Genomic DNA, 19,016 nt, shown 5'->3' on the forward strand with positions numbered 1-19,016 from the left:
TGGAAGTTGCTTACCTGCTGTCTCACTCTCGAAGCGGTAAGTAGCTTGGTACTTGTTGGCTTCAAAGGCCCATTTTCCTACAAACTCAACATTGGCCTTGTTCACGACTGCATTGCCTGCGTCATAGCCTTTGAAAGTCCATGTGCCATCATTCACACTATCTGTATAAGTGGTTTGAGCTGGTTGTTGAGCTGAAACAGAGGCACCATTCACATATCTTGCACTGTCGCTTGGAGTCAATGCGGCGATCGCTGCTGGAAGTGCTTGACCTGCTGTGGCGCTCTCGAAGCGATAAGTAGCTTGATACTTGTTGGCTTCAAACTTCCACTTACCTGTGAAAGTCAAATCAGCTTTTTTCACAATCTTACTTTTGGCATCATAACCAGCGAAAGTCCAGGTACCATCATTCACATCATCTTTGTAAGTCTTTGTTGTCGGATCTTCTGCAAAAACTCTCGTCCCATTGAAGTAAGTTGAGCCATCTTTTGGTGCTTTCTTCTGGATAAATTCAGGCAAATCAACACCAGCCGTTTCGCTTTCAAAAGTGTAGTTTACATGATGCGGTCTAGGCGTTGCTTCCCAGATACCTGTAAATGTCACGCGCTTGCCATTATAGGTCGCATTCTTCTGATCGTAACCTTTGAAGGTCCAGACATAATCTTTTTCTTCTTCAACTACTGATTCTTTAGCAGGTTGTTTGGCTACAATAGTGTCTCCAACCTTATAAGAAGCTTCATCACTTGGCAACTCTTCTAAAATACTTTGTGGCAATGGAACACCTGCTTTAGATGATTTGAATACATATTCTGGATTTGGAGTAGGTACCCAGCTTCCAAGGAAAGTCTGTCTGCCTTTTCCTACAACGATTTTTTCTTTATCGTATCCTGCAAATGTCCAAGTTACCTTGTTTGCTGTGTCAACATAAGTCGTTTCACTTGGTTGTTCAGCGTCTACTTCTGTAAGGAACAGACCGCCCATCTTATAATCAATTGGGTTTTTCGGAGTCAACTTGGTGATATGATCTGGTAATACGAAATCAGGATTAGTTGATTGGAACTGATAGTCTATACCATTTGGCGTAAAGCTCCAAGATCCTGTGATGGTCTTCACTTTTGTACCTGCAATAGCTTTTCCGTATTTATCTGCATCAAAACCATGGAAGGTCCATGTACCTGTCGGAACAGTTACTGTAGATATGTCGAGTTTGCTTGCATCTTTGTAATCGTCAGCTCGTCCAACGAAATCAGTGCCAGCTGGAAGCATCTCGCGAATCTTATTTGGAAGAGGATAAGCAGGAGTCGAGTTAGTAAATTTATACTCTACCCTATAGATCGTATCAGACTGATTGGTAGGAACCAAAATCCATTTCCCTCTAAAGATAACGTCTCCTGCCTCGACTGTTTTCACACGTGGAGAAATAGTCGTATTATCATCTTCATAGTAGTCATCAAAGACCCAAGTTCCTCTGCCATCAGGATCCTCAAATCTTGTTTTAGATGGCATTTTAACGCGAGCTTTTTCACCCTTGACAAATTCTCTTTCGTAAGTGATTAGATTATACAAAGTTGATGGCGGATAGATCGTTTGACCAGAATCATCTTTTGAATCTGTATAGAAGTCATAGTAAACACTATGCTTGGTCGGTAAAAATTTCCAATGAACCGTGTAGGTAGAATCCTCATCGTCAGCTGGTTTCTCAACTTCCTCCTCTCGCTGAGGAATCTGCTGAGCAACCCATGTACCATCATTTTCATTATCGACGTATGAACTGAGATATTGAATTTCATTAAAGACATTGGCAGAATAATCTGATGGAGAAGTCGTGATAGGGGCAGGGATTTGTGCCTTCAAATCATCAGGGATGGTCTTCCCTGGAGTATCACTCACAAAGTCAAAGGAAACAACCTTATCGCGGTGTGGTGTGAAGGACCAGCTACCTGTAAAGAGGACGCCAGCTTTATTGACTACCTTTTCATCCTTGTCATAGCCTTCAAATTTCCAAGTACCTTTATTCTCAAAGTCCATGTAAGTCGTCTTCTCAGGTTTTTTTGCCTGAACAGTAGCACCATCAACATATGTCTCTGTGCTGATTGGCGGGAAGGTTCTGAGTCCATCTGGTAGAGCTAGGCTAGGGTCTTTGCTGACATACTCATAGTTTTCTGGGTACTTTTTCTCTTCAAATGTCCAAGTACCTGTGAACTTGAGATTCCATCCATCGTGCTCCCAGTCGCTCACTGGTTTTTTAGTAAAATCGTAGCCTTTAAAGTGCCAAGTCCCCTTCTTGTCCTTATCTTCATAGGTTTCTTGAATTGGTCTAACAGACTGAACTATATCCTTGCCTTTCGGGTATTTCTTTCTATCTGCATACGCCCACTCATCCATATAAACAGGCTTCAGATTATTGATCTCAGCAGGTAGTTCTTTGCCAGCCGTTCCACTGACAAACTCATAAGTCGGTTTCCGAGGAACTGGTGTAAATTTAAACATCAATGGTATCGTAACTTTTGGTATTTCTCCATATGTAGCCGCCCGCTCTAGTTCACGACTGAAGGTTAAATCTACTACATCTTCCTCAAAGGTCCAATTTCCTTCATGTTCCGCATCATAAAAGGGTTTGTAGAGATTTTGAGTTTCATCATAGCGGCGCAAAGCAGCTACCGTGTCCAGTATATCTTTAGGTAAATACTCATCTCGTTTATCAAACTGATTGAGAGAAAGCTTGTAATCGTATAGCTTACTTTCTAGATCTTTTATCTCCTTAGGAAGAGGTAATTTATATTCGTCACGTGAGGTCTTAGGACTACTTGGTAAATGATAAAAATTCTCAAAATCGTGCTGGTTCATAGGTTTGTAGGATACAGTGACATCCTCAAAGTATTTCCAAGTTCCTACGAACTCTACATCGCCATTGTTTGCCACTTTACTTGGAGCATCAAAGCCAGTCAAAGCCCAATAGCCTTTTCGGTTAGGATATTCTTCTGAAGTATAAAAAACATAGTGAAATTCTTGTGCTTTTACTACTTCACCCTCAGCAAATCTTCTTTTATCTTCTGGGCTCCAATTTGCAACATAAGATGGCGGAGTTTTCCCAGGTGAGCCATTAACTGCTCTATAGGTAGCCTTGTATGGTGTTGGTGTATATTCCCACTTACCTGTGAAGAAAACATCATCTTTGTCAATCACCTGACTATCATGGTCATAGCCCTTAAAGGTCCATCTACCACTTCCATCATACTCTACATAAGTTGTTTCAGTTGGCTGGATGGCCTTTACTTTATCACCCTTTTTGTAGATTTTTGTGTCTTCTGGCTTCAAGTAGTTCAGAGTAAGCGGAGTTGTTTTTCCTGGTGTAGCACTTTCAAACTCATAAAGTGCCGAGCGAGGAGTTTTATCCTGATCTGGGATGAACTTCGGATTTTTATCACGAAGACCAGAATTGACAAAGTTCACGAGATTGCGATAAACCTTATCAATTTCTTCTTGCTTTGTTGCAGTTTGAAGCACACCATCAGCAGCCGTCATTACGCCATTCAAGATTTCTAGACTATCGTCTGTCTTACTTGAAAAGTCCTTGCTGCGCAAGTTTTTGAGGTAGTTCTCTAAAGCGCTCTTGTTTAGACTTGCATTTGCTGAAGCAGGTTGAGCAGTGGCTGCAGCTGGCTGGCTTGTGCCTGTAGCTGGCTGAGCATTTTTAAAAGTAGTCGAATCTGTCGCTTGACTTGCCTCTGTCTCAGCAGGCGTAGCAGATTTCAATGAGGCTTGGTTATCCCCTTGCGTTTCTGTCTGTGCTGGCGCAGGAACTGTTGTTGTGATAGCCTCTTTACTTTCTACTTGCACGGGTGCAGAAGGCGTTACTGAGACAGTCTCTTGAGTTTCTGTTTTCGCTGGTTCAGAAGTTCCCACCGAGACTTGATTTTCTGACTTATTTTCTACTTGAGCTGTAGCCACAAGCTCATCCGCATGGGCTACTTGACCCGCTCCAATCGCTGCGGGTGCAAACAAAAATCCAATCGCAAGTGATACAGTAGCAACTGATAATTTGCGGATTGAATACTTTATCTTTCTATCCTGAAAAAACATCTTTTCCTCCTTTTTGCTTTTTCGATAACTATTATAGCATAAAGAAGAGGAATTGCATATATTTTGAATTATTATTTAAGGGTTTACGGTTACTTATAGGATAGCAAATTCACCCTATATAAATATAGATATTCGCCTATTTTTTCAGTAGAAATTATCTCATCCAACCCCAAAAAAATTGAAAAAGATAGCTAGGCTACGCTTCTTCAATCTTTTTGATTTCTTTATCGAGACGCTAGCAGTCAAATATTCTATTCATCCTCCGCAGCAAAACCATCATTTCTAATCGCATACTGCTCTATGATGCCATTATCACCAAAGAGAACTCCATGGAGTACTCCGCCATAAACAGCTCCGCCATCCATGCCAATCTTGCCATCCTCAGTCATCCAAAGCTGATCAGTTCCCGGCGCTTCATGCAAGAGATAAAATGTCGGTGTATGACCAAAGACAATCCTTTTGCCAGTCTGATTGCTGCCTTCGTGAAAAGGCGCGCGAATCCAAACTTTTTGATAATCACTGGTCTCTCGCCAGTCTTTCAGTTCCAAATCTAGGCCAGCATGGACAAAAATGTATTGCTCTGTCTCCAATAGGAAAGGCATTTGGCGAATAAAATCTACTAAATCGGCCGCCTCCGTCTTTACATGTCCCGCGTCTGCTAGTCCATCTACAGGAGCATTGAGAGGTCGGCCTAAAAGCGAATTAATTGTCGTATCTCCACCATTGCGTCGGTAATGGTCATAAGATTTTTCAGGATTGTGCAGCCAAGTCAGAAACATATACTCATGATTGCCAGACAGACAAACAGCTCCTTCTTGGTCCACTAAGTCCTTGACCCGCTCCAAAACTGCTCGGCTGTCTTCGCCACGATCGATCAAATCGCCTAGAAAGACTAGTTGGCTACGACCGTCCCAGTGCTGGAGCAATTCATCAAGCATGCCAGCCTTACCATGGACATCACCAATTGCAAAATATTCTGTCATACGCGCCACCTTCTAAAGGAGACCGAAACACTAGTGTCTCAGTCTCGCTTGTTTATTTCTTTAATAATTCTTTGGCTTGAGTCAAAGCAGCCTCCGTCACATCTTCGCCAGCCAGCATCTTAGCAACTTCCTGAACACGATCGTCAGCTGTCAACAGGCGAACCGTTGAGACGGTCGAATTCTCATCCGAAATCTTCTCAATAAAGAACTGATAATCGGCAATCGCAATGACCTGCGGCAAATGGGAAATGGCCAATACTTGTCCATTGGAGCCAATCTTGTGAATCTTCTGAGCAATAGCCTGAGCCACTCGGCCAGAAACACCCGTATCCACTTCGTCAAAGACAATGCTGGTCTTGCCTTCCTTACGAGAAAAGGCAGACTTGATTGCCAACATGAGACGGGAGAGCTCCCCACCAGACGCAACCTTCACCAAAGGTTTGAAATCCTCGCCCGGATTTGCTGAGATGTAAAACTCTACTTGTTCATTGCCTTCACGGTTGAACTTGCCCTTACTGAACTGCACTTTAAAGCGTGCCTTTTCCATGTAGAGATCCTGCAGCTCCTGCTTGATTTCTGCTTCCAGCTGGGCTGCTAGGCCGTGACGAGCTTGACTCAGCTCCTGGGCCAGCTCTACCAGCTCTCTCTCCAAGGCCTTCAGCTCTCGGTCCATATCCTCTGAGGACAAGTTACTTCCAGTTAAAAGGCTGTATTCTTTGGAAATCTGAGCAAAATATTCCAGCACATCATCTACTTGGCCACCGTATTTACGCGTAATGCTGTTAATCAAGTCTAAGCGACTCTCCACCTGCAGCAGCCGATCTCCGTCAAAATCCAGTCCATCCAAAATATCCTCTAGGCGCTTGCTGACATCCTCTAAGACATAATAAGTCTCTGACAAGCTGGCAGAAAGCTCCTTGTAGGCTGGATCGTAATCCTCGATAGACTCAAGGTCATTCATAGCTGAACGGACATTGGTCAGACTGGAAAAGTCTTCATTATCCAGCATGGTATAAGCGTTGGTCAGCGTATCTGCAATGAGCTTGTGGTTGAGCAAACGATCTCGTTCCTGATGCAGGGCGGTGTCTTCACCACTTTTGAGAGCAGCACTCTCAATCTCCGCTATCTGAAACTCCAACATCTCAATTCTGGCCTTATGCTCCTGCTGGTTTTTCTGCAGAGTCAGGACTTGCTTGCGTAGACTTCGATAGCGGTCAAAGGTTTCCTGATAGCGGCCTTTGAGATGCAAAAAGTCTGCTGTTCCAAACTCATCTAGCATGGCTATATGAAGCTGTGGTCTCATCAGCTCTTCCTGATCATGCTGACCATGGATATCCACCAAGTGCTGGCCGACAGCCTTTAGAACAGACAGATTAACCATCTGGCCATTGATACGGCTGACACTGCGGCCGTTTTGCAGAATTTCCCGACGGATAATCAGCTCATCGGTCAGCTCCCAGCCCTGCTCCTCAAAAATCTCTCGCAAAGCTCTGCTATTTTCCAGCGAAAAAAGTCCCTCTATCTCAGCTTTAGGCGCTCCATGACGAATAACATCCGTCGTAGCACGGCTGCCCAGCATCATGTTCATGGCGTCAATAATAATAGACTTGCCGGCTCCAGTTTCCCCAGTCAAAACCGTCATACCTTGCTCAAAATTAAGGGAAATCTCCTTAATAATGGCAAAATTTTTAATCGAAATTTCTAATAACATAGACTTTCCTACCAATTATTGATTTCAGCCGTGACTTTTTGGGCTGCACTTTCACTTACTGCAACGATTAGGATACTGTCGTTATCCGCAATGATGCTGAAAATTTCCTCAGCAAATTCTTTACTCAGATAACGCTTGACGACCGCCGCACTCCCTGGCACCAGATTGAGATTGAGCATATTTCCTAGATTTCGACAGGCCAAAATATTATTTTCAGCCAACTTCAGACTATTGCTAGCTGTTTTTGGAAGCTCGTAAATATAGGTATTATCTTTAAAAGGGATTTTGACAATCCCTAGCTCCTTGATATCTCGTGAAACCGTTGCCTGTGTCGCTGTAATCCCAGATTCCCTGAGATGTTCTACAATTTCCTCTTGGGTGCCAATCTCAAACTCACTGACAAATCGTCTGATTTTCTCTAATCTATCCTTCTTCTTCATCTTTAAATTCCTTGTGGGCCGCCTCCACGACAGCGACTAAGTCTTTCTCCAAGTCATTTTTCGGCTGCTCGCTTTTCTCCAGAAAGGCAAGAAATTCAACATTGCCATGCCCACCCTGAATCGGAGAAAAATCCAAACCTTTGACTGAAAAACCCGCTTCCAGCATAAAGGCTGTCACGGTTCCCAGCACCGCCAAATGAACTTTCTTGTCCTTGATAATCCCCTTCTTGCCAATCTGCTCGCGGCCAGCCTCGAACTGAGGCTTAATCAAGGCCACGACCTGACCTCCCTCTTCTAAAATCTGATAGAGGGCCGGCAAAATCAAGCTGAGCGAGATAAAGCTGACGTCAATGCTGGCAAAGCTGGGCTGAAAGTCAAAATCAGCTGGCTCGGCATAGCGAAAATTGAACTGCTCCATGCTGACAACCCGTTCATCTTGGCGAAGTTTCCAAGCCAACTGGTTGGTTCCGACATCAACAGCATAGACTAATCGTGCTCCCGCCTGCAACATGACATCGGTAAATCCTCCAGTCGAAGCTCCGATATCCAAGGCTACTCGGTCTTCCACCGAAAGGCCAAACACTTGCAAAGCCTTTTCTAATTTTAGGCCGCCCCGACTGACATACTTGAGCTTTTCTCCCTTGAGCTTGAGCTCTGTTGCATCATCGATTTTTTCACCTGGTTTGTCAAAACGCTCTCCATTAGCAAGTGACACGACCAGACCTGCCATCACTCCGCGCTTGGCCTGTTCTCGGGTCTCAAAGAGGCCTTGTCGATAGGCCAGTACATCCACTCTTTCCTTAGCCATCCAGTCTCAAACTTTCTATTATTTTTTGAATTTCTTTAGCTGAAAAATCACTTTCTTTTTCTAATTGCTCTAGCATACTTTTCGCTTGTTCCAGCGTTTCATCGAAAAAGTCTCTGGCTCCATCCAAGCCCAGCAAGGCTGGATAGGTTGATTTCTCAGCCGCCAGATCCTTCTGCGGTGTCTTACCGATCTGCTCAAAACTGGCTGTCACATCTAAAATATCATCCCGCACCTGAAAAGCCAACCCCAAGAGTTCTCCTACTTGACGGAGCTTCCCTAGGACTGATTGACCAGTCTGAGCAATAATTCCCGCTGCTACAAAAGGATAGGCCAAGAGCTTGCCTGTCTTATTGGCGTGAATGGTCTGGAGCTGGTCCATGGTCAACTTGTGACCTTCTCCCTGCATATCCAAAACCTGCCCAGCTACCATACCAAAGGATCCAGCCGCCCAAGACAGCTCTGCTATCAGATCCACCTTGACCTGACTAGGGAGCTCTGACATTGCCACCAAACCATAAGGATCCAAAAAGAGAGAATCTCCCGCTAAAATGGCCATATCCTCCCCGAATTTCTTGTGGCTGGTCAGACGCCCACGGCGATAGTCATCATTATCCATAGCTGGCAAATCATCATGGATCAGGCTACCAGTGTGAATCATCTCTAGAGCTGCTGCCACCTGAAAGTGGGCAGGAGTTAATTCCAGACCAAAGCCCTCCAGCAACTCCAAAAGCAAGAGAGGGCGAATCCGCTTACCACCAGCCTCGATAGAATAGAGAATGGTCTCAGTCAAATCCGCTGACACTTCCTTGCTCTGATAAAAATCTTGAATCGTCAGGCCAATTTGCCTGATTTTATGCTCTGTTGTCATTCCATATCCGTTTCCGTGCCATCAGCCTGCATGACCTTGACCAAGGTCTTTTCTGCCTGATCTAGCGTCTTTTGCAAGTCTTTAGACAGCTGCATGCCCTTCTGGAATTCAGCGATTGCCTCTTCCAAGGCTACGTCTCCATTTTCCAGCTTCTGGACAATAGCTTCCAAATCAGCTAAGTTTTCTTCAAATTTCTTGTCTTTTGACATCTTTTACCTCAACTTGGACCTGACCATCCCGCATAAGAATGGTCAGCTGGTCCTTCTCCTTGATATCCTGACTGGACTCGATTACTGTTTCATTTTTTTGGATAATAGCATAGCCCCGCGCCACAATACGACTGGTGTCCAGCATGAGTAGCGCATCTGACAGCCGTTTGGCTTCAGCCACCTTATGATCATAGATCACTGCCATATTGCTACGCAACAAGCGTTCTTGCTGACGAACCTGCTCCTGATAGCGCTGCACCTGTCGCAGAGGTGACAAAGACTCCAAGCGATGCTGTAGAATCTTGACCTGCTGGACTTCTTCACTATAATATTCGCGAATTTTTTGCTTTAAACGCAGAATAAGTTGGTCTAACTTTTGCAGATAGCCATCATAAAGTCGCTCTGGCTGCCGAAAAATAACAGAGGAAGCCAATTTATGCAAGCGTTCTCGCTGGTAAGCTAGACGATTTGAAGCTGCATTTGCCAGACGATTTTGCTGCTGGCTCAAATGCCCCAGAAGATCCAGCTTGGTTACTGGCGTCGCCAATTCCGCTGCTGCTGTGGGAGTTGCTGCTCGTCGGTCTGCCACAAAGTCAGCCAGAGTCGTATCCGTTTCATGCCCCACACTGGAAATAATTGGAATCTGAGACTCAAATATAGCCCGTACGACGATTTCCTCATTAAAAGCCCAAAGATCCTCGATGGACCCGCCGCCCCGACCAATAATCAAAACATCCAAATCTTCTCGCTCATTGGCTCGACGGATATTAGCCGCCACCTCGGCGGCAGCTCCTTCGCCCTGAACCTTGGTCGGATAAAGCAGGATATCCACGCCTGGAAAACGGCGGCTGACTGTCGTGATGATATCTCGGATGACAGCCCCGCTAGGACTGGTCACCACCCCAATTTTCTTAGGAAATTGAGGTAAGGGCTGTTTAAACTTATCTTGGAAAAGACCTTCTTCTCCCAGTTTTTTCTTGAGCTGCTCAAACTGAACAGCCAAGGCACCAATGCCGTCTGGCTCAGCCTTTTCAATGACAATCGAATAAGACCCACTTGGCTCATAGAGCTGCACACGGCCGATGACATTGACCTTCATGCCCTCTTCTAGTTCAAAACCAAGCTTTTTATAAACACCTGACCAAATAGTCGCCTGAATAACTGCCTTCTCATCCTTGAGGGAAAAATACTGGTGATTGGGGCGCTTGCGAAAATTAGAGACCTGACCTGTCAGATAAACCCGTTCCAAATAAGGATCACGGTCAAACTTCATCTTCAGATAACGGGTCAAGGTCGAAACCGATAAATAATCTGGCATGTCGCTCCCTTTCTATTTTCTAGTATTTGCGTAACCTTTATTATACCAAAAAATGGAAGAAGGCGGTGCTTCCAAGTTCCCAATTTTCAGAATAAAAATCACTAAGATTTTGTACTTTCCTTGATAATTTGATACATTTCGATATGCAACTGTTGCGCAATGAATTCTAAGGTTAGTAAACTAGGAATCGAATCGCCTGCCTCGATCCGAGCAAGCTGTCTGACTGTCAAACGAGTCTCATCTTCACACAGCAATTCCCTTGTCATTTTACGTTGTTCCCTTAATTCTCTAATTTTTTTTCCAATTGCTATCCTTAACTCTGACATAACACTTTTTGCACTTATCCACTTCTACTAAATTGTATAATATTAACTCTCATACTTTATTATTATTATAGCACAAAAAAAGGTTCTATCATATTAACTTTTTTAATATATATTGAAAAAATAGATCATGTGAAAAAGAAGAAAAATCCTATTTCTCCCCAGTCACGACAAGATTTCCTAATCAACAAAAAGAGACTCGGATTTTTCCAAGCCTCTCAAGATTTATTGACTCAAATTTTTCATCCAAGTTGGAATTCGTTGACTCAGTTCTGTCGGTAATACCACATAAATCTCCTTGGCTAACTCATCCGCAATGGCTGAATGCAAGTAGGTCGCAGCTATCACTCTTTCAAAAAGTGAAACCTGCTGAAATTGACCTGCAAAGCCAGCAATCATCCCTGCCAAGGTATCTCCCATACCACCAGTTGCTTGATGGGGACCACCAATCTGCAGTTGATAAACATCCTTTTCCCCACTCTGAAAAACTCGCGTTCCATTCCTTTTCTGTACAACTAGAGTTCCCTTAGGAAATTGGTTAACAGCCTTTTGGCTAGATTTTTCGTCCTGTGACTCGATGGGCAAACCAGACAAGCTTTCCCATTCTTTCTGATGAGGGGTAAAAATTGTCTGGGACTTTGGAAAAGGCAGAGCTTGCTTGGCAAAAAGCGATATAGCACCCCCATCCATAATCAGGATTTGTTGCTTGTTTACAAGCTGTAAAACCAGCTGCAGCACTGATTTCTCTAAAGAATTTTCAGCTAAACCCGGCCCAATTAAAATAACAGTAGCCTTGCGGATCTGATCCATCAGTCGCTCTTGCTCCCACAAATCAAAGGCCATAGCCTCTGGCAAATGAGCATGGAGGGCAGAAATATTTTCCCGTTCAGTTGCAACTGTCACCAAACCAGCTCCGCTCCTTACTGCGGCCAGAGCAGCCATGATAATAGCTCCGCCATAGGGATAGGTCCCACCAATCAAGAGCAGGCGACCATAGTTACCTTTATGACTGTCTGGCGATCGATTTATAATAACCTTTTTCAAAAGCCTGTCACTGACTAGTTTCATATTTGAACCTCTATAATTATTTAAATGTTTTCAAAAACCAATATTACCCGCTCAAGCACATCAAGCAAAGAAATTTGACTGCTATTTTCTATCCCTCATAAGCATATCTTTATTGAATTCTAGTTGCGTAAGAGAACAGTGTTGAGCCCAACAAAAAGCATTATCTTTCTTCACTTCACAATCAAAAGCTAAAATTACTCTCCATCTCGCCAGTTATCGCCAATAAGTATATCCTATACTTTGACAATTTTTTCCGAAATTTCCATTCTTCATTTCGACCCGAGCAATTTTTCTTCTCCCATATTTTACCATATTTTCGCTCGATACTTAAAATGAAGAAACAGATTCAGAGAAAGGACCATGTGGAACTGTTACATCGCTTACTACCACAGCACTTAATAAATGGAAACTTCCACCAAAGAAAACTATACCACGATACTCTAGCCTCATCTAAAAAAGACCCAGCGGATTTTAAAAAACATGTAGTTGCCAATGCAACTCTTTGCTTGTAACCAAAAACAGCTATCGGCTCATCCAAATAAACAAATTTATCTTGAAAACAAAAAAAGGTCCATTGGACCTTTTCAAAATGTTAAGTTACTACTGTATCTTTCTATCAACAACCTAAAAATGTCCCCCAGACATTTTGAAGAAAACTCGCTTTCGCGAGTTCCCATCTGCAACCTGAAACAATCCCCCGGATTGTTTCAGCCACCTAGATATGCTTTGCGGACTTCATCAGAAGCGAGGAGCTCTTGACCGGTTCCAGACAGAACGATTTTTCCTGTTTCAAGAACATAACCACGGTCTGCGATAGACAGTGCTTTATTGGCATTTTGCTCAATCAAGAGCACAGTTGTCCCCTGCTTTTGGATATCTTGGATGATGTCAAAGATTTCTTGGATGAAGATAGGAGCCAGCCCCATTGACGGCTCGTCCAAGAGTAAGAGCTTAGGCGTAGACATGAGCGCTCGCCCCATAGCTAGCATCTGCTGCTCACCACCTGAAAGGGTTGCAGCATCTTGATTTTTACGCTCTTCCAAGCGTGGGAAACGAGAGAAGACCTTTTTGAGATTGGCTTGATTTTCTTCACGATTTTTCTTAAGAAAAGCTCCCATTTCAAGATTTTCCAAAACGGTCAGTCCTGGAAAGACATGGCGCCCTTCTGGAACCTGTGAAAGCCCCGCAGCTACAATCTTTTGAGCAGGAACTTTTTGAATTTCATTGCCTACAAATTCAATTTTCCCAGCACTTGGACGAACCAAACCAGAAATCGTGCGAAGGATGGTTGTTTTCCCAGCACCATTGGCACCGATAAGGGAAACAACCTCTCCTTCATTGACTTCAAAGCTGACATCTCGGACAGCCTGAATCATGCCATAGTGGACAGATAGATTTTCAACTTTGAGCATGGACATTAGGCTTCACCTCCTAGATAAGCTTCAATGACGCGTTTGTCATTCTTAATCTCATCTGGTGTGCCGTGGGCAATCAAGCGACCGTATTCTAGTACGTAGATGCGCTCAGTTACTTCCATAACCAGACTCATATCATGCTCAATCAGCATGATGGTAATATTAAATTCATTTTTAATCCGACGGATCAGGGCAGTCAGCTCAGCTGTTTCCTGTGGATTCATCCCAGCAGCTGGCTCATCCAAGAAAAGAATCTTAGGCTCTGTGGCAAGCGCTCGGACAATCTCCAGACGACGTTGCTGGCCGTAAGCCAAATTTTTAGCTAAGGTTTCTGCTTCCTTATCCAAGTCAAAGATGGCCAGCAATTCCAAAGCTTTCGCTTTCAATTCTTCTTCATTTTTATAAAATGCTGGAAGGCGGAAGAAAGAAGCCAATACATGAAGTTTATGGTGATTACCGAAAGCAATCAATACATTGTCCAAAACGGTCAAATCTTTAAAAAGACGAATATTTTGGAAAGTCCGGCTGAGACCCAGAGTTGCAATTTTGTAAGGTGTTTTACCATTCAGCAAATGACCATCCAAAGTAACCGTTCCCTCACTCGGTTCATAAACACCTGTCAAAAGGTTGAAAAGAGTTGTTTTTCCAGCACCGTTAGGCCCAATAAGACCGACCAATTCTCCCTCGTTCAATTCCAGACTTACATCGCTAACAGCCGTCAGTCCTCCGAAATTTTTGGTTAATTTTTGTACATCAAGAAGCGCCATTATTCTTTGACCTCCTTATTCTTTTTAAAGAGCTTAGCCAAGCTCAATTCCCAAGTACCCAGCAAGCCGCCTGGACGGAAAATCATCACCAAGATTAGGGCAAGTGAATAAACAATCATCCGAACACTGGAGATATCTTGTAAAAGCATATTGAGAATCCCTAATACTACTGCCGCAACGATTGCTCCAGTCATTGATCCAAGACCGCCAAAAACGACGATAATCAAGACATTGATTGTATTGATAAAGGAATAGTCTTTTGGTACAACAGAGCCAACAAAGCCTGCCTGCAAAGAACCTGCAATAGAAGCCGTAATAGCTCCAAAAACGAAAGCAATGACCTTAATTTTTGTTGTATTGACACCGACAGACTCTGCCGCAATCTCGTCCTCACGAACAGACAAGGTGCTACGTCCGATAGGACTGCGGAGGAAGTTGAGAGTCAAAATAGTTGTAATTACGACAAAGACATAAACCAACTGCCAAGAGGTAAAGTTAGGAATGGATAGGATACCTGCCGCACCATTGGTCAATTCACCACCATTGACAATCAAAATCCGGATAATTTCAGAAACACCCAGGGTCGCAATCGCCAAATAGTCTCCCTTTAAGCGCAGGGTCGGAATACCAACAAGCAGAGCTACTGCACCTGCAATCACAGCGCCAACCAACATAGCAATAAAGAAAGTCCCATAGTTTGGAGACTTAGAGCCCATGATAGCTACTGCATAGGCACCAATCGCCATAAAGCCAGCATGCCCAAGCGAGAATTGCCCAGAAAAACCAACGATAAGATTGAGGCCCACAGCCAAGATAATATTAATCCCAATCTGCTCAAAGATTTGCAGATAGAAAGGATTGAGAATGCCTGTGCTAGCAAGCACTGTCATCAAAAGGTAGCCAAAGAGGATCAGAGCAAGCCATAACGCATTTACTTTTAAATTATTTTTCATACATTACACCTTCTCTTTCACATTTTTACCTAGAATACCAGCTGGGCGAACCAATAGAATGATAATTAAGATCGCATACACAATCGCATCACGGAAATCTGACAGTCCAACTGCTGTTGCAAAAGTTTCCAAGAGACCGATTACAAAACCACCCAAAGCTGCCCCTGGGATGATACCAATTCCTCCCAAAACTGCCGCAACGAAAGACTTGATACCTGGGGTCATTCCCATCAGTGGCTCAAGTGAGTTGTAATAAAGGGCAATCAGCACCCCTGCTGCTCCTGCCAAGGCTGAACCCAAGGCAAAAGTAAAGCTGATCGTACGATTGACATTGATTCCCATCAGCTGGGCAGCATCGCTATCCACGGAAACAGCCCGCATGGCTTTCCCCATTTTGGTTTTTTGCACGATAAACTGCAAACCAACCATGAGTAAAATAGAAATTCCCAAAATCATTAGTTGGATATTGGAAATCGAAACTGGTCCAATCGTATAACGCACTGTTTCAATCACCTGAGGGAAAGAACGAGTATTGGCACCTACAAAGAAGACCATCCCGTACTCCAAAAGGAAAGAAACCCCAATTGCTGTGATCAAGGCTGCAATCCGTGTTGAATTGCGCAGCGGACGATAGGCTAAGAACTCAATCACTACACCAAGGATCGCTGTTCCAACCATAGATAAAATAAGGGCCACAAAGAAATTCAGGTGAAGGGTGTTAATCAGGTAATATCCCATGAAAGCACCGATCATATAAATGTCTCCATGCGCGAAATTGATCAGTTTGATAATTCCGTAAACCATGGTATAACCCAAGGCCAGAAGCGCATAGACACTCCCCAAAATCAATCCATTGGCTAGCTGCTGAAGAATTTGTTCGAGCATTCCACACCACTCTTTCTAATATAAAATAAGAGCAGAAACAACAATCTCAGACGAAGCCTTGTCTTGCCGTCTCTACTCAAACATCATAAACAAGTAAGAAACAAGTCAAAGACTGGGTTTGTCCCCAGCCTCAGACCCTTTATTCAGGTTTAACTGTCTCAACAGTATCTACTTTACCATCTTTCAAACCGATCATCAAGGCTGTCTTCACAGGGTTGTGATCTTTATCAATGGTAATGGATCCAGTAACTCCTTCAAAGTCTTTTAACTTAGCAAGGTTATCTTTAATATCTACAGATGTTTTTGCACCCTTAGATGCTTCTGCTGCCATGTAAACTGCGTCATATGAGAGCGCTGCAAACATAGATGGTTCTTCATTGTATTTAGCCTTGTAAGCTGCAACGAATTTCTTCGCTTTATCTGTCATGTCGCCTGAAGTTGAGAAACCAGATACATAATAAACATTAGTTGCTGCTGCTGGAGTTGCTTGTTCTACAAACTTAGCATCGCTAAATCCGTCTGGTCCAACGATTGTTTGAGTGATACTCAAACCACGCGCTTGGTTCACCAATTTACCAGCTTCTGTGTAGTAACCTAGTACAACCAGTGAATCAAATTCTTTGCCTTTGATCTTTGTCAAAGCAGCTTGGAAATCTGAGTCACCAGAAGCAAAGGTTTCTGTCGCAACAATTTCACCCTTGTATTCTTTCTTGAAGGCTTCAGCCATTCCTTTAGCATAGTCGCTTGAGTTGTCATAATAGAGTACAACTTTCTTAGCTTTCAAGTTTTCTGTTACATATTTAGAGATGACTTTACCTTGGTAACTATCAGTAAAGGTTGCACGATACAGATAGTCTTGGTTTTTTGTCAAATCATCCTGTGTAGCACTTGGTGTTACCAAAGGCACACCAGCTTTACCAGCATTGGCAATTGCAGCCGCAACCCCACCTGAAGTCGCAGGACCGATGATGGTATTCACCTTATCTTGAGTCGCCAAGCTTGTAGAAATAGTAGCTGCTTCTGCTGTTTCTGATTTGTTGTCTTTATCAGTTACTTCGATTTTCTTGCCGTCTACACCGCCAGCTGCGTTGATTTCATCAACAGCAAGTTGAGCACCGTGTTGTTCTGCAGTACCGTAAGCTGCTACAGCGCCAGTTTCTTCAAAGTTGAAACCGAACTTAAGTGTTTTACCGATTTCTGTTCCAGTAGCAGATGAGTTGTTTGTAGAAACTTCTCCACAGGCTGCTAGAAGCGCAGCACTAGCAAAAGCTACAAGCGAAAGTGCAAATTTTTTCTTCATGAATAATCTCCTCTATTTTGTTATTTGCTTTGTTTGCAAATGATATAGTAAGAATATACCGAATTATCTGACAATTGTCAACCCAAAGAAGCCTTTTTTTTAAATAATAGCGTTTTCTTGGTTTCTAAACAAGCTTCCAACAAAATTCGTATCCAGATTTTGGATCTCGCAGGTCTGGATTTTTTTGATATAGGACTCTTTTGACAGGCTCTCCTTCAGAGAATCCGCCTGATCTTTTGCCACATAAAGCTGCAAATAGCGGTGTTTCTTAGAATGATAAATAATATCTCCAACATGCGCCAGCTTCTTTGCATCTCGATTATAGTATAGATGAATGATGAAGCCCATTCGTTCCTCTTTTTTAAACATGACAATCCTCTCTGGTCATTTGTACTCTATTGATTATATCAAAAAAAGCCCGCAAATGGGGCATTTTTCGTAGTTATAAATGAAAACTAGCTAAGATTATTATTCGCCATGATTTCATCGATAAAACCATATTCCAAGGTTTCTTGGGCACTCATCCAGTAATCACGTTCTGCATCTGCGTGAATCTGCTCAACCGATTTACCAGAATTGTCGGCAAGAATTTGCTCCAAGGTCCTACGAGTCTTAAGCAAATGCTCTGCTGCAATAGCCATATCTGTTTGCTGAGTACCTCCACCAGTACCACCCATTGGCTGGTGAATCATATACTCTGCATTTGGAAGCATGAAACGTTTGCCCTTCGCACCGCTAGAAGCAATGATAGTTCCCATGCTGGCTGCCATTCCCATGACAATCGTCTGCACATCAGACTTAATGAAGTTCATGGTATCTACAATCGCCAATCCCGCTGACACAGAGCCACCTGGAGTATTAACATAAAGATAGATGTCCTTGGTGCTGTCTTGTGCATCTAGGAAAAGTAGCTGCGCAATAACAGAATTAGCCATATTGTCCTCAACAGGACCTGTCAGCATGATAATACGGTCTTTTAAAAGGCGTGAGTAAATGTCATAAGAACGCTCACCACGGCTGGTTTGTTCAATAACTACAGGAATCATGAATATTTTCTCCTTCATTCGATCTATTCATTATTATAACTTTTTGGTCAAAAAAGGTCAAACATTTGCTTTCTCTGTCGGATGACAGAGAACAGCGCTGAGATTATCTTTGGTTTAGAAAGCACAAATCCACCGGTTTGGCAGAACTTTCCTTTTTGTAACTTCTAGCTATTATTTTGTACCAAAGAGGCGGTCACCAGCATCTCCGAGACCTGGAACGATGTAGCCGTGTTCATTAAGATGATCATCAAGGGCAGCAGTGAAGATATCTACATCAGGATGCGCATCCTGCAAGGCTTTGACACCTTCTGGAGCAGACACTAAGCAGACAAATGTGATGTTGCTTGCACCACGTTTTTTAAGTGAATCCACAGCCAAGATAGCAGAACCACCTGTAGCCAACATTGGATCAACAACAAAGATTTGACGTTGGTCAATGTCTTCTGGCAATTTTACCAAATATTCAACTGGCTTCAAGGTCTCTTCATCACGGTACATTCCGATGTGGCCGACTTTAGCGGCAGGAACCAAACTCAGGAGACCATCCACCATACCGATACCAGCCCGCAAGATTGGGACGATCGCCAATTTTTTCCCTGCAATCTGCTTTTGAACTGTTTTCGTAATTGGTGTTTCAATTTCTACATCTTCAAGTGGTAAATCGCGCAAAACTTCGTATCCCATCAGCATTGCGATTTCATCTACCAATTCACGAAAAGCTTTAGTAGAGGTATCTGTACGACGCAAGATAGACAATTTATGCTGAATGAGTGGATGAGCGATAACTTCAAGTTTTCCCATGATTGGATTTCCTTCTTTCATTTTATTCTTCTTATTATATC

At 43.3% G+C, this 19,016-nt stretch carries 18 protein-coding genes; all 18 read right to left on the reverse strand.

From position 1 onward, the window contains the following. A partial coding sequence (locus D8790_RS08430) for an SHIRT domain-containing protein (RefSeq protein WP_125388287.1) occupies positions 1 to 4,080 on the reverse strand: 4,080 nt, incomplete at its 3' end. 251 nt (positions 4,081 to 4,331) lie between these two features. Then, the gene (locus tag D8790_RS08435) at positions 4,332 to 5,063 is read right to left on the reverse strand and encodes a metallophosphoesterase (protein WP_125388288.1); all 732 of its coding nucleotides are present in this window, start codon (positions 5,061 to 5,063) and stop codon (positions 4,332 to 4,334) included. Positions 5,064 to 5,115: 52 nt separating this feature from the next. After that, complete coding sequence (recN, locus tag D8790_RS08440) at positions 5,116 to 6,774, reverse strand: DNA repair protein RecN (RefSeq protein WP_125388289.1); 1,659 nt, start codon at positions 6,772 to 6,774, stop codon at positions 5,116 to 5,118. Between the two features lie 8 nt (positions 6,775 to 6,782). Further along, entirely contained in the window at positions 6,783 to 7,214 is a 432-nt protein-coding gene (locus tag D8790_RS08445; protein WP_125388290.1) for an arginine repressor, read from the reverse strand. Beyond that, positions 7,198 to 8,022, reverse strand: coding sequence for a TlyA family RNA methyltransferase (locus D8790_RS08450; protein WP_125388291.1), 825 nt, complete (start codon positions 8,020 to 8,022; stop codon positions 7,198 to 7,200). Before D8790_RS08450 ends, D8790_RS08445 begins: the two co-directional genes overlap by 17 nt. Further along, positions 8,015 to 8,890 carry a polyprenyl synthetase family protein gene (locus D8790_RS08455; RefSeq protein WP_125388292.1) on the reverse strand — a complete coding sequence of 292 codons (876 nt, stop codon included), beginning with the start codon at positions 8,888 to 8,890 and terminating at the stop codon, positions 8,015 to 8,017. The genes D8790_RS08450 and D8790_RS08455 overlap by 8 nt, the downstream gene beginning before the upstream one ends. Further along, positions 8,887 to 9,099 carry an exodeoxyribonuclease VII small subunit gene (locus tag D8790_RS08460; RefSeq protein ID WP_005589516.1) on the reverse strand — a complete coding sequence of 71 codons (213 nt, stop codon included), beginning with the start codon at positions 9,097 to 9,099 and terminating at the stop codon, positions 8,887 to 8,889. The genes D8790_RS08455 and D8790_RS08460 overlap by 4 nt, the downstream gene beginning before the upstream one ends. Beyond that, on the reverse strand, positions 9,077 to 10,417 hold the full coding sequence (gene xseA / locus D8790_RS08465) for an exodeoxyribonuclease VII large subunit (RefSeq protein WP_125388293.1): 1,341 nt from the start codon (positions 10,415 to 10,417) through the stop codon (positions 9,077 to 9,079). Before xseA ends, D8790_RS08460 begins: the two co-directional genes overlap by 23 nt. A gap of 101 nt (positions 10,418 to 10,518) precedes the next feature. Beyond that, positions 10,519 to 10,743 carry a helix-turn-helix domain-containing protein gene (locus D8790_RS08470; protein ID WP_045501079.1) on the reverse strand — a complete coding sequence of 75 codons (225 nt, stop codon included), beginning with the start codon at positions 10,741 to 10,743 and terminating at the stop codon, positions 10,519 to 10,521. A 222-nt stretch (positions 10,744 to 10,965) separates the two neighbouring features. Beyond that, positions 10,966 to 11,808: an NAD(P)H-hydrate dehydratase gene (locus D8790_RS08475; RefSeq protein WP_125388294.1), complete on the reverse strand. Its 843-nt coding sequence runs from the start codon at positions 11,806 to 11,808 to the stop codon at positions 10,966 to 10,968. A 707-nt stretch (positions 11,809 to 12,515) separates the two neighbouring features. Further along, positions 12,516 to 13,226: an ABC transporter ATP-binding protein gene (locus D8790_RS08480; protein ID WP_125388295.1), complete on the reverse strand. Its 711-nt coding sequence runs from the start codon at positions 13,224 to 13,226 to the stop codon at positions 12,516 to 12,518. Then, entirely contained in the window at positions 13,226 to 13,990 is a 765-nt protein-coding gene (locus tag D8790_RS08485; protein WP_125388296.1) for an ABC transporter ATP-binding protein, read from the reverse strand. Before D8790_RS08485 ends, D8790_RS08480 begins: the two co-directional genes overlap by 1 nt. Further along, positions 13,990 to 14,943: a branched-chain amino acid ABC transporter permease gene (locus tag D8790_RS08490; RefSeq protein ID WP_125388297.1), complete on the reverse strand. Its 954-nt coding sequence runs from the start codon at positions 14,941 to 14,943 to the stop codon at positions 13,990 to 13,992. The genes D8790_RS08485 and D8790_RS08490 overlap by 1 nt, the downstream gene beginning before the upstream one ends. A 3-nt stretch (positions 14,944 to 14,946) precedes the next feature. Continuing rightward, the gene (locus D8790_RS08495; protein ID WP_095666451.1) at positions 14,947 to 15,816 is read right to left on the reverse strand and encodes a branched-chain amino acid ABC transporter permease; all 870 of its coding nucleotides are present in this window, start codon (positions 15,814 to 15,816) and stop codon (positions 14,947 to 14,949) included. Positions 15,817 to 15,967: 151 nt separating this feature from the next. Next, positions 15,968 to 17,128 carry an ABC transporter substrate-binding protein gene (locus D8790_RS08500; protein WP_125388301.1) on the reverse strand — a complete coding sequence of 387 codons (1,161 nt, stop codon included), beginning with the start codon at positions 17,126 to 17,128 and terminating at the stop codon, positions 15,968 to 15,970. Positions 17,129 to 17,227: 99 nt separating this feature from the next. Further along, the gene (locus tag D8790_RS08505; RefSeq protein ID WP_015605184.1) at positions 17,228 to 17,497 is read right to left on the reverse strand and encodes a DUF2129 domain-containing protein; all 270 of its coding nucleotides are present in this window, start codon (positions 17,495 to 17,497) and stop codon (positions 17,228 to 17,230) included. 86 nt (positions 17,498 to 17,583) lie between these two features. Next, positions 17,584 to 18,174, reverse strand: a complete 591-nt coding sequence (locus D8790_RS08510) for an ATP-dependent Clp protease proteolytic subunit (protein WP_005592197.1) — start codon at positions 18,172 to 18,174, stop codon at positions 17,584 to 17,586. Positions 18,175 to 18,345: 171 nt separating this feature from the next. Next, positions 18,346 to 18,975, reverse strand: a complete 630-nt coding sequence (upp, locus tag D8790_RS08515) for a uracil phosphoribosyltransferase (protein WP_015605186.1) — start codon at positions 18,973 to 18,975, stop codon at positions 18,346 to 18,348. Positions 18,976 to 19,016 lie beyond the last annotated feature (41 nt).

This window comes from Streptococcus cristatus (assembly GCF_003943535.1).
GTDB classification, from domain to species: Bacteria; Bacillota; Bacilli; order Lactobacillales; family Streptococcaceae; genus Streptococcus; species Streptococcus cristatus_L.

Bases quoted from the DNA above. Each gene is read 5' to 3' on its own strand.
- D8790_RS08435 (WP_125388288.1), bottom strand. From the start codon at position 5,063: ATGACAGAATATTTTGCAATTGGTGATGTCCATGGTAAGGCTGGCATG.
- recN (WP_125388289.1), bottom strand. From the start codon at position 6,774: ATGTTATTAGAAATTTCGATTAAAAATTTTGCCATTATTAAGGAGATT.
- D8790_RS08445 (WP_125388290.1), bottom strand. From the start codon at position 7,214: ATGAAGAAGAAGGATAGATTAGAGAAAATCAGACGATTTGTCAGTGAG.
- D8790_RS08450 (WP_125388291.1), bottom strand. From the start codon at position 8,022: ATGGCTAAGGAAAGAGTGGATGTACTGGCCTATCGACAAGGCCTCTTT.
- D8790_RS08455 (WP_125388292.1), bottom strand. From the start codon at position 8,890: ATGACAACAGAGCATAAAATCAGGCAAATTGGCCTGACGATTCAAGAT.
- D8790_RS08460 (WP_005589516.1), bottom strand. From the start codon at position 9,099: ATGTCAAAAGACAAGAAATTTGAAGAAAACTTAGCTGATTTGGAAGCT.
- xseA (WP_125388293.1), bottom strand. From the start codon at position 10,417: ATGCCAGATTATTTATCGGTTTCGACCTTGACCCGTTATCTGAAGATG.
- D8790_RS08470 (WP_045501079.1), bottom strand. From the start codon at position 10,743: ATGTCAGAGTTAAGGATAGCAATTGGAAAAAAAATTAGAGAATTAAGG.
- D8790_RS08475 (WP_125388294.1), bottom strand. From the start codon at position 11,808: ATGAAACTAGTCAGTGACAGGCTTTTGAAAAAGGTTATTATAAATCGA.
- D8790_RS08480 (WP_125388295.1), bottom strand. From the start codon at position 13,226: ATGTCCATGCTCAAAGTTGAAAATCTATCTGTCCACTATGGCATGATT.
- D8790_RS08485 (WP_125388296.1), bottom strand. From the start codon at position 13,990: ATGGCGCTTCTTGATGTACAAAAATTAACCAAAAATTTCGGAGGACTG.
- D8790_RS08490 (WP_125388297.1), bottom strand. From the start codon at position 14,943: ATGAAAAATAATTTAAAAGTAAATGCGTTATGGCTTGCTCTGATCCTC.
- D8790_RS08500 (WP_125388301.1), bottom strand. From the start codon at position 17,128: ATGAAGAAAAAATTTGCACTTTCGCTTGTAGCTTTTGCTAGTGCTGCG.
- D8790_RS08505 (WP_015605184.1), bottom strand. From the start codon at position 17,497: ATGTTTAAAAAAGAGGAACGAATGGGCTTCATCATTCATCTATACTAT.
- D8790_RS08510 (WP_005592197.1), bottom strand. From the start codon at position 18,174: ATGATTCCTGTAGTTATTGAACAAACCAGCCGTGGTGAGCGTTCTTAT.
- upp (WP_015605186.1), bottom strand. From the start codon at position 18,975: ATGGGAAAACTTGAAGTTATCGCTCATCCACTCATTCAGCATAAATTG.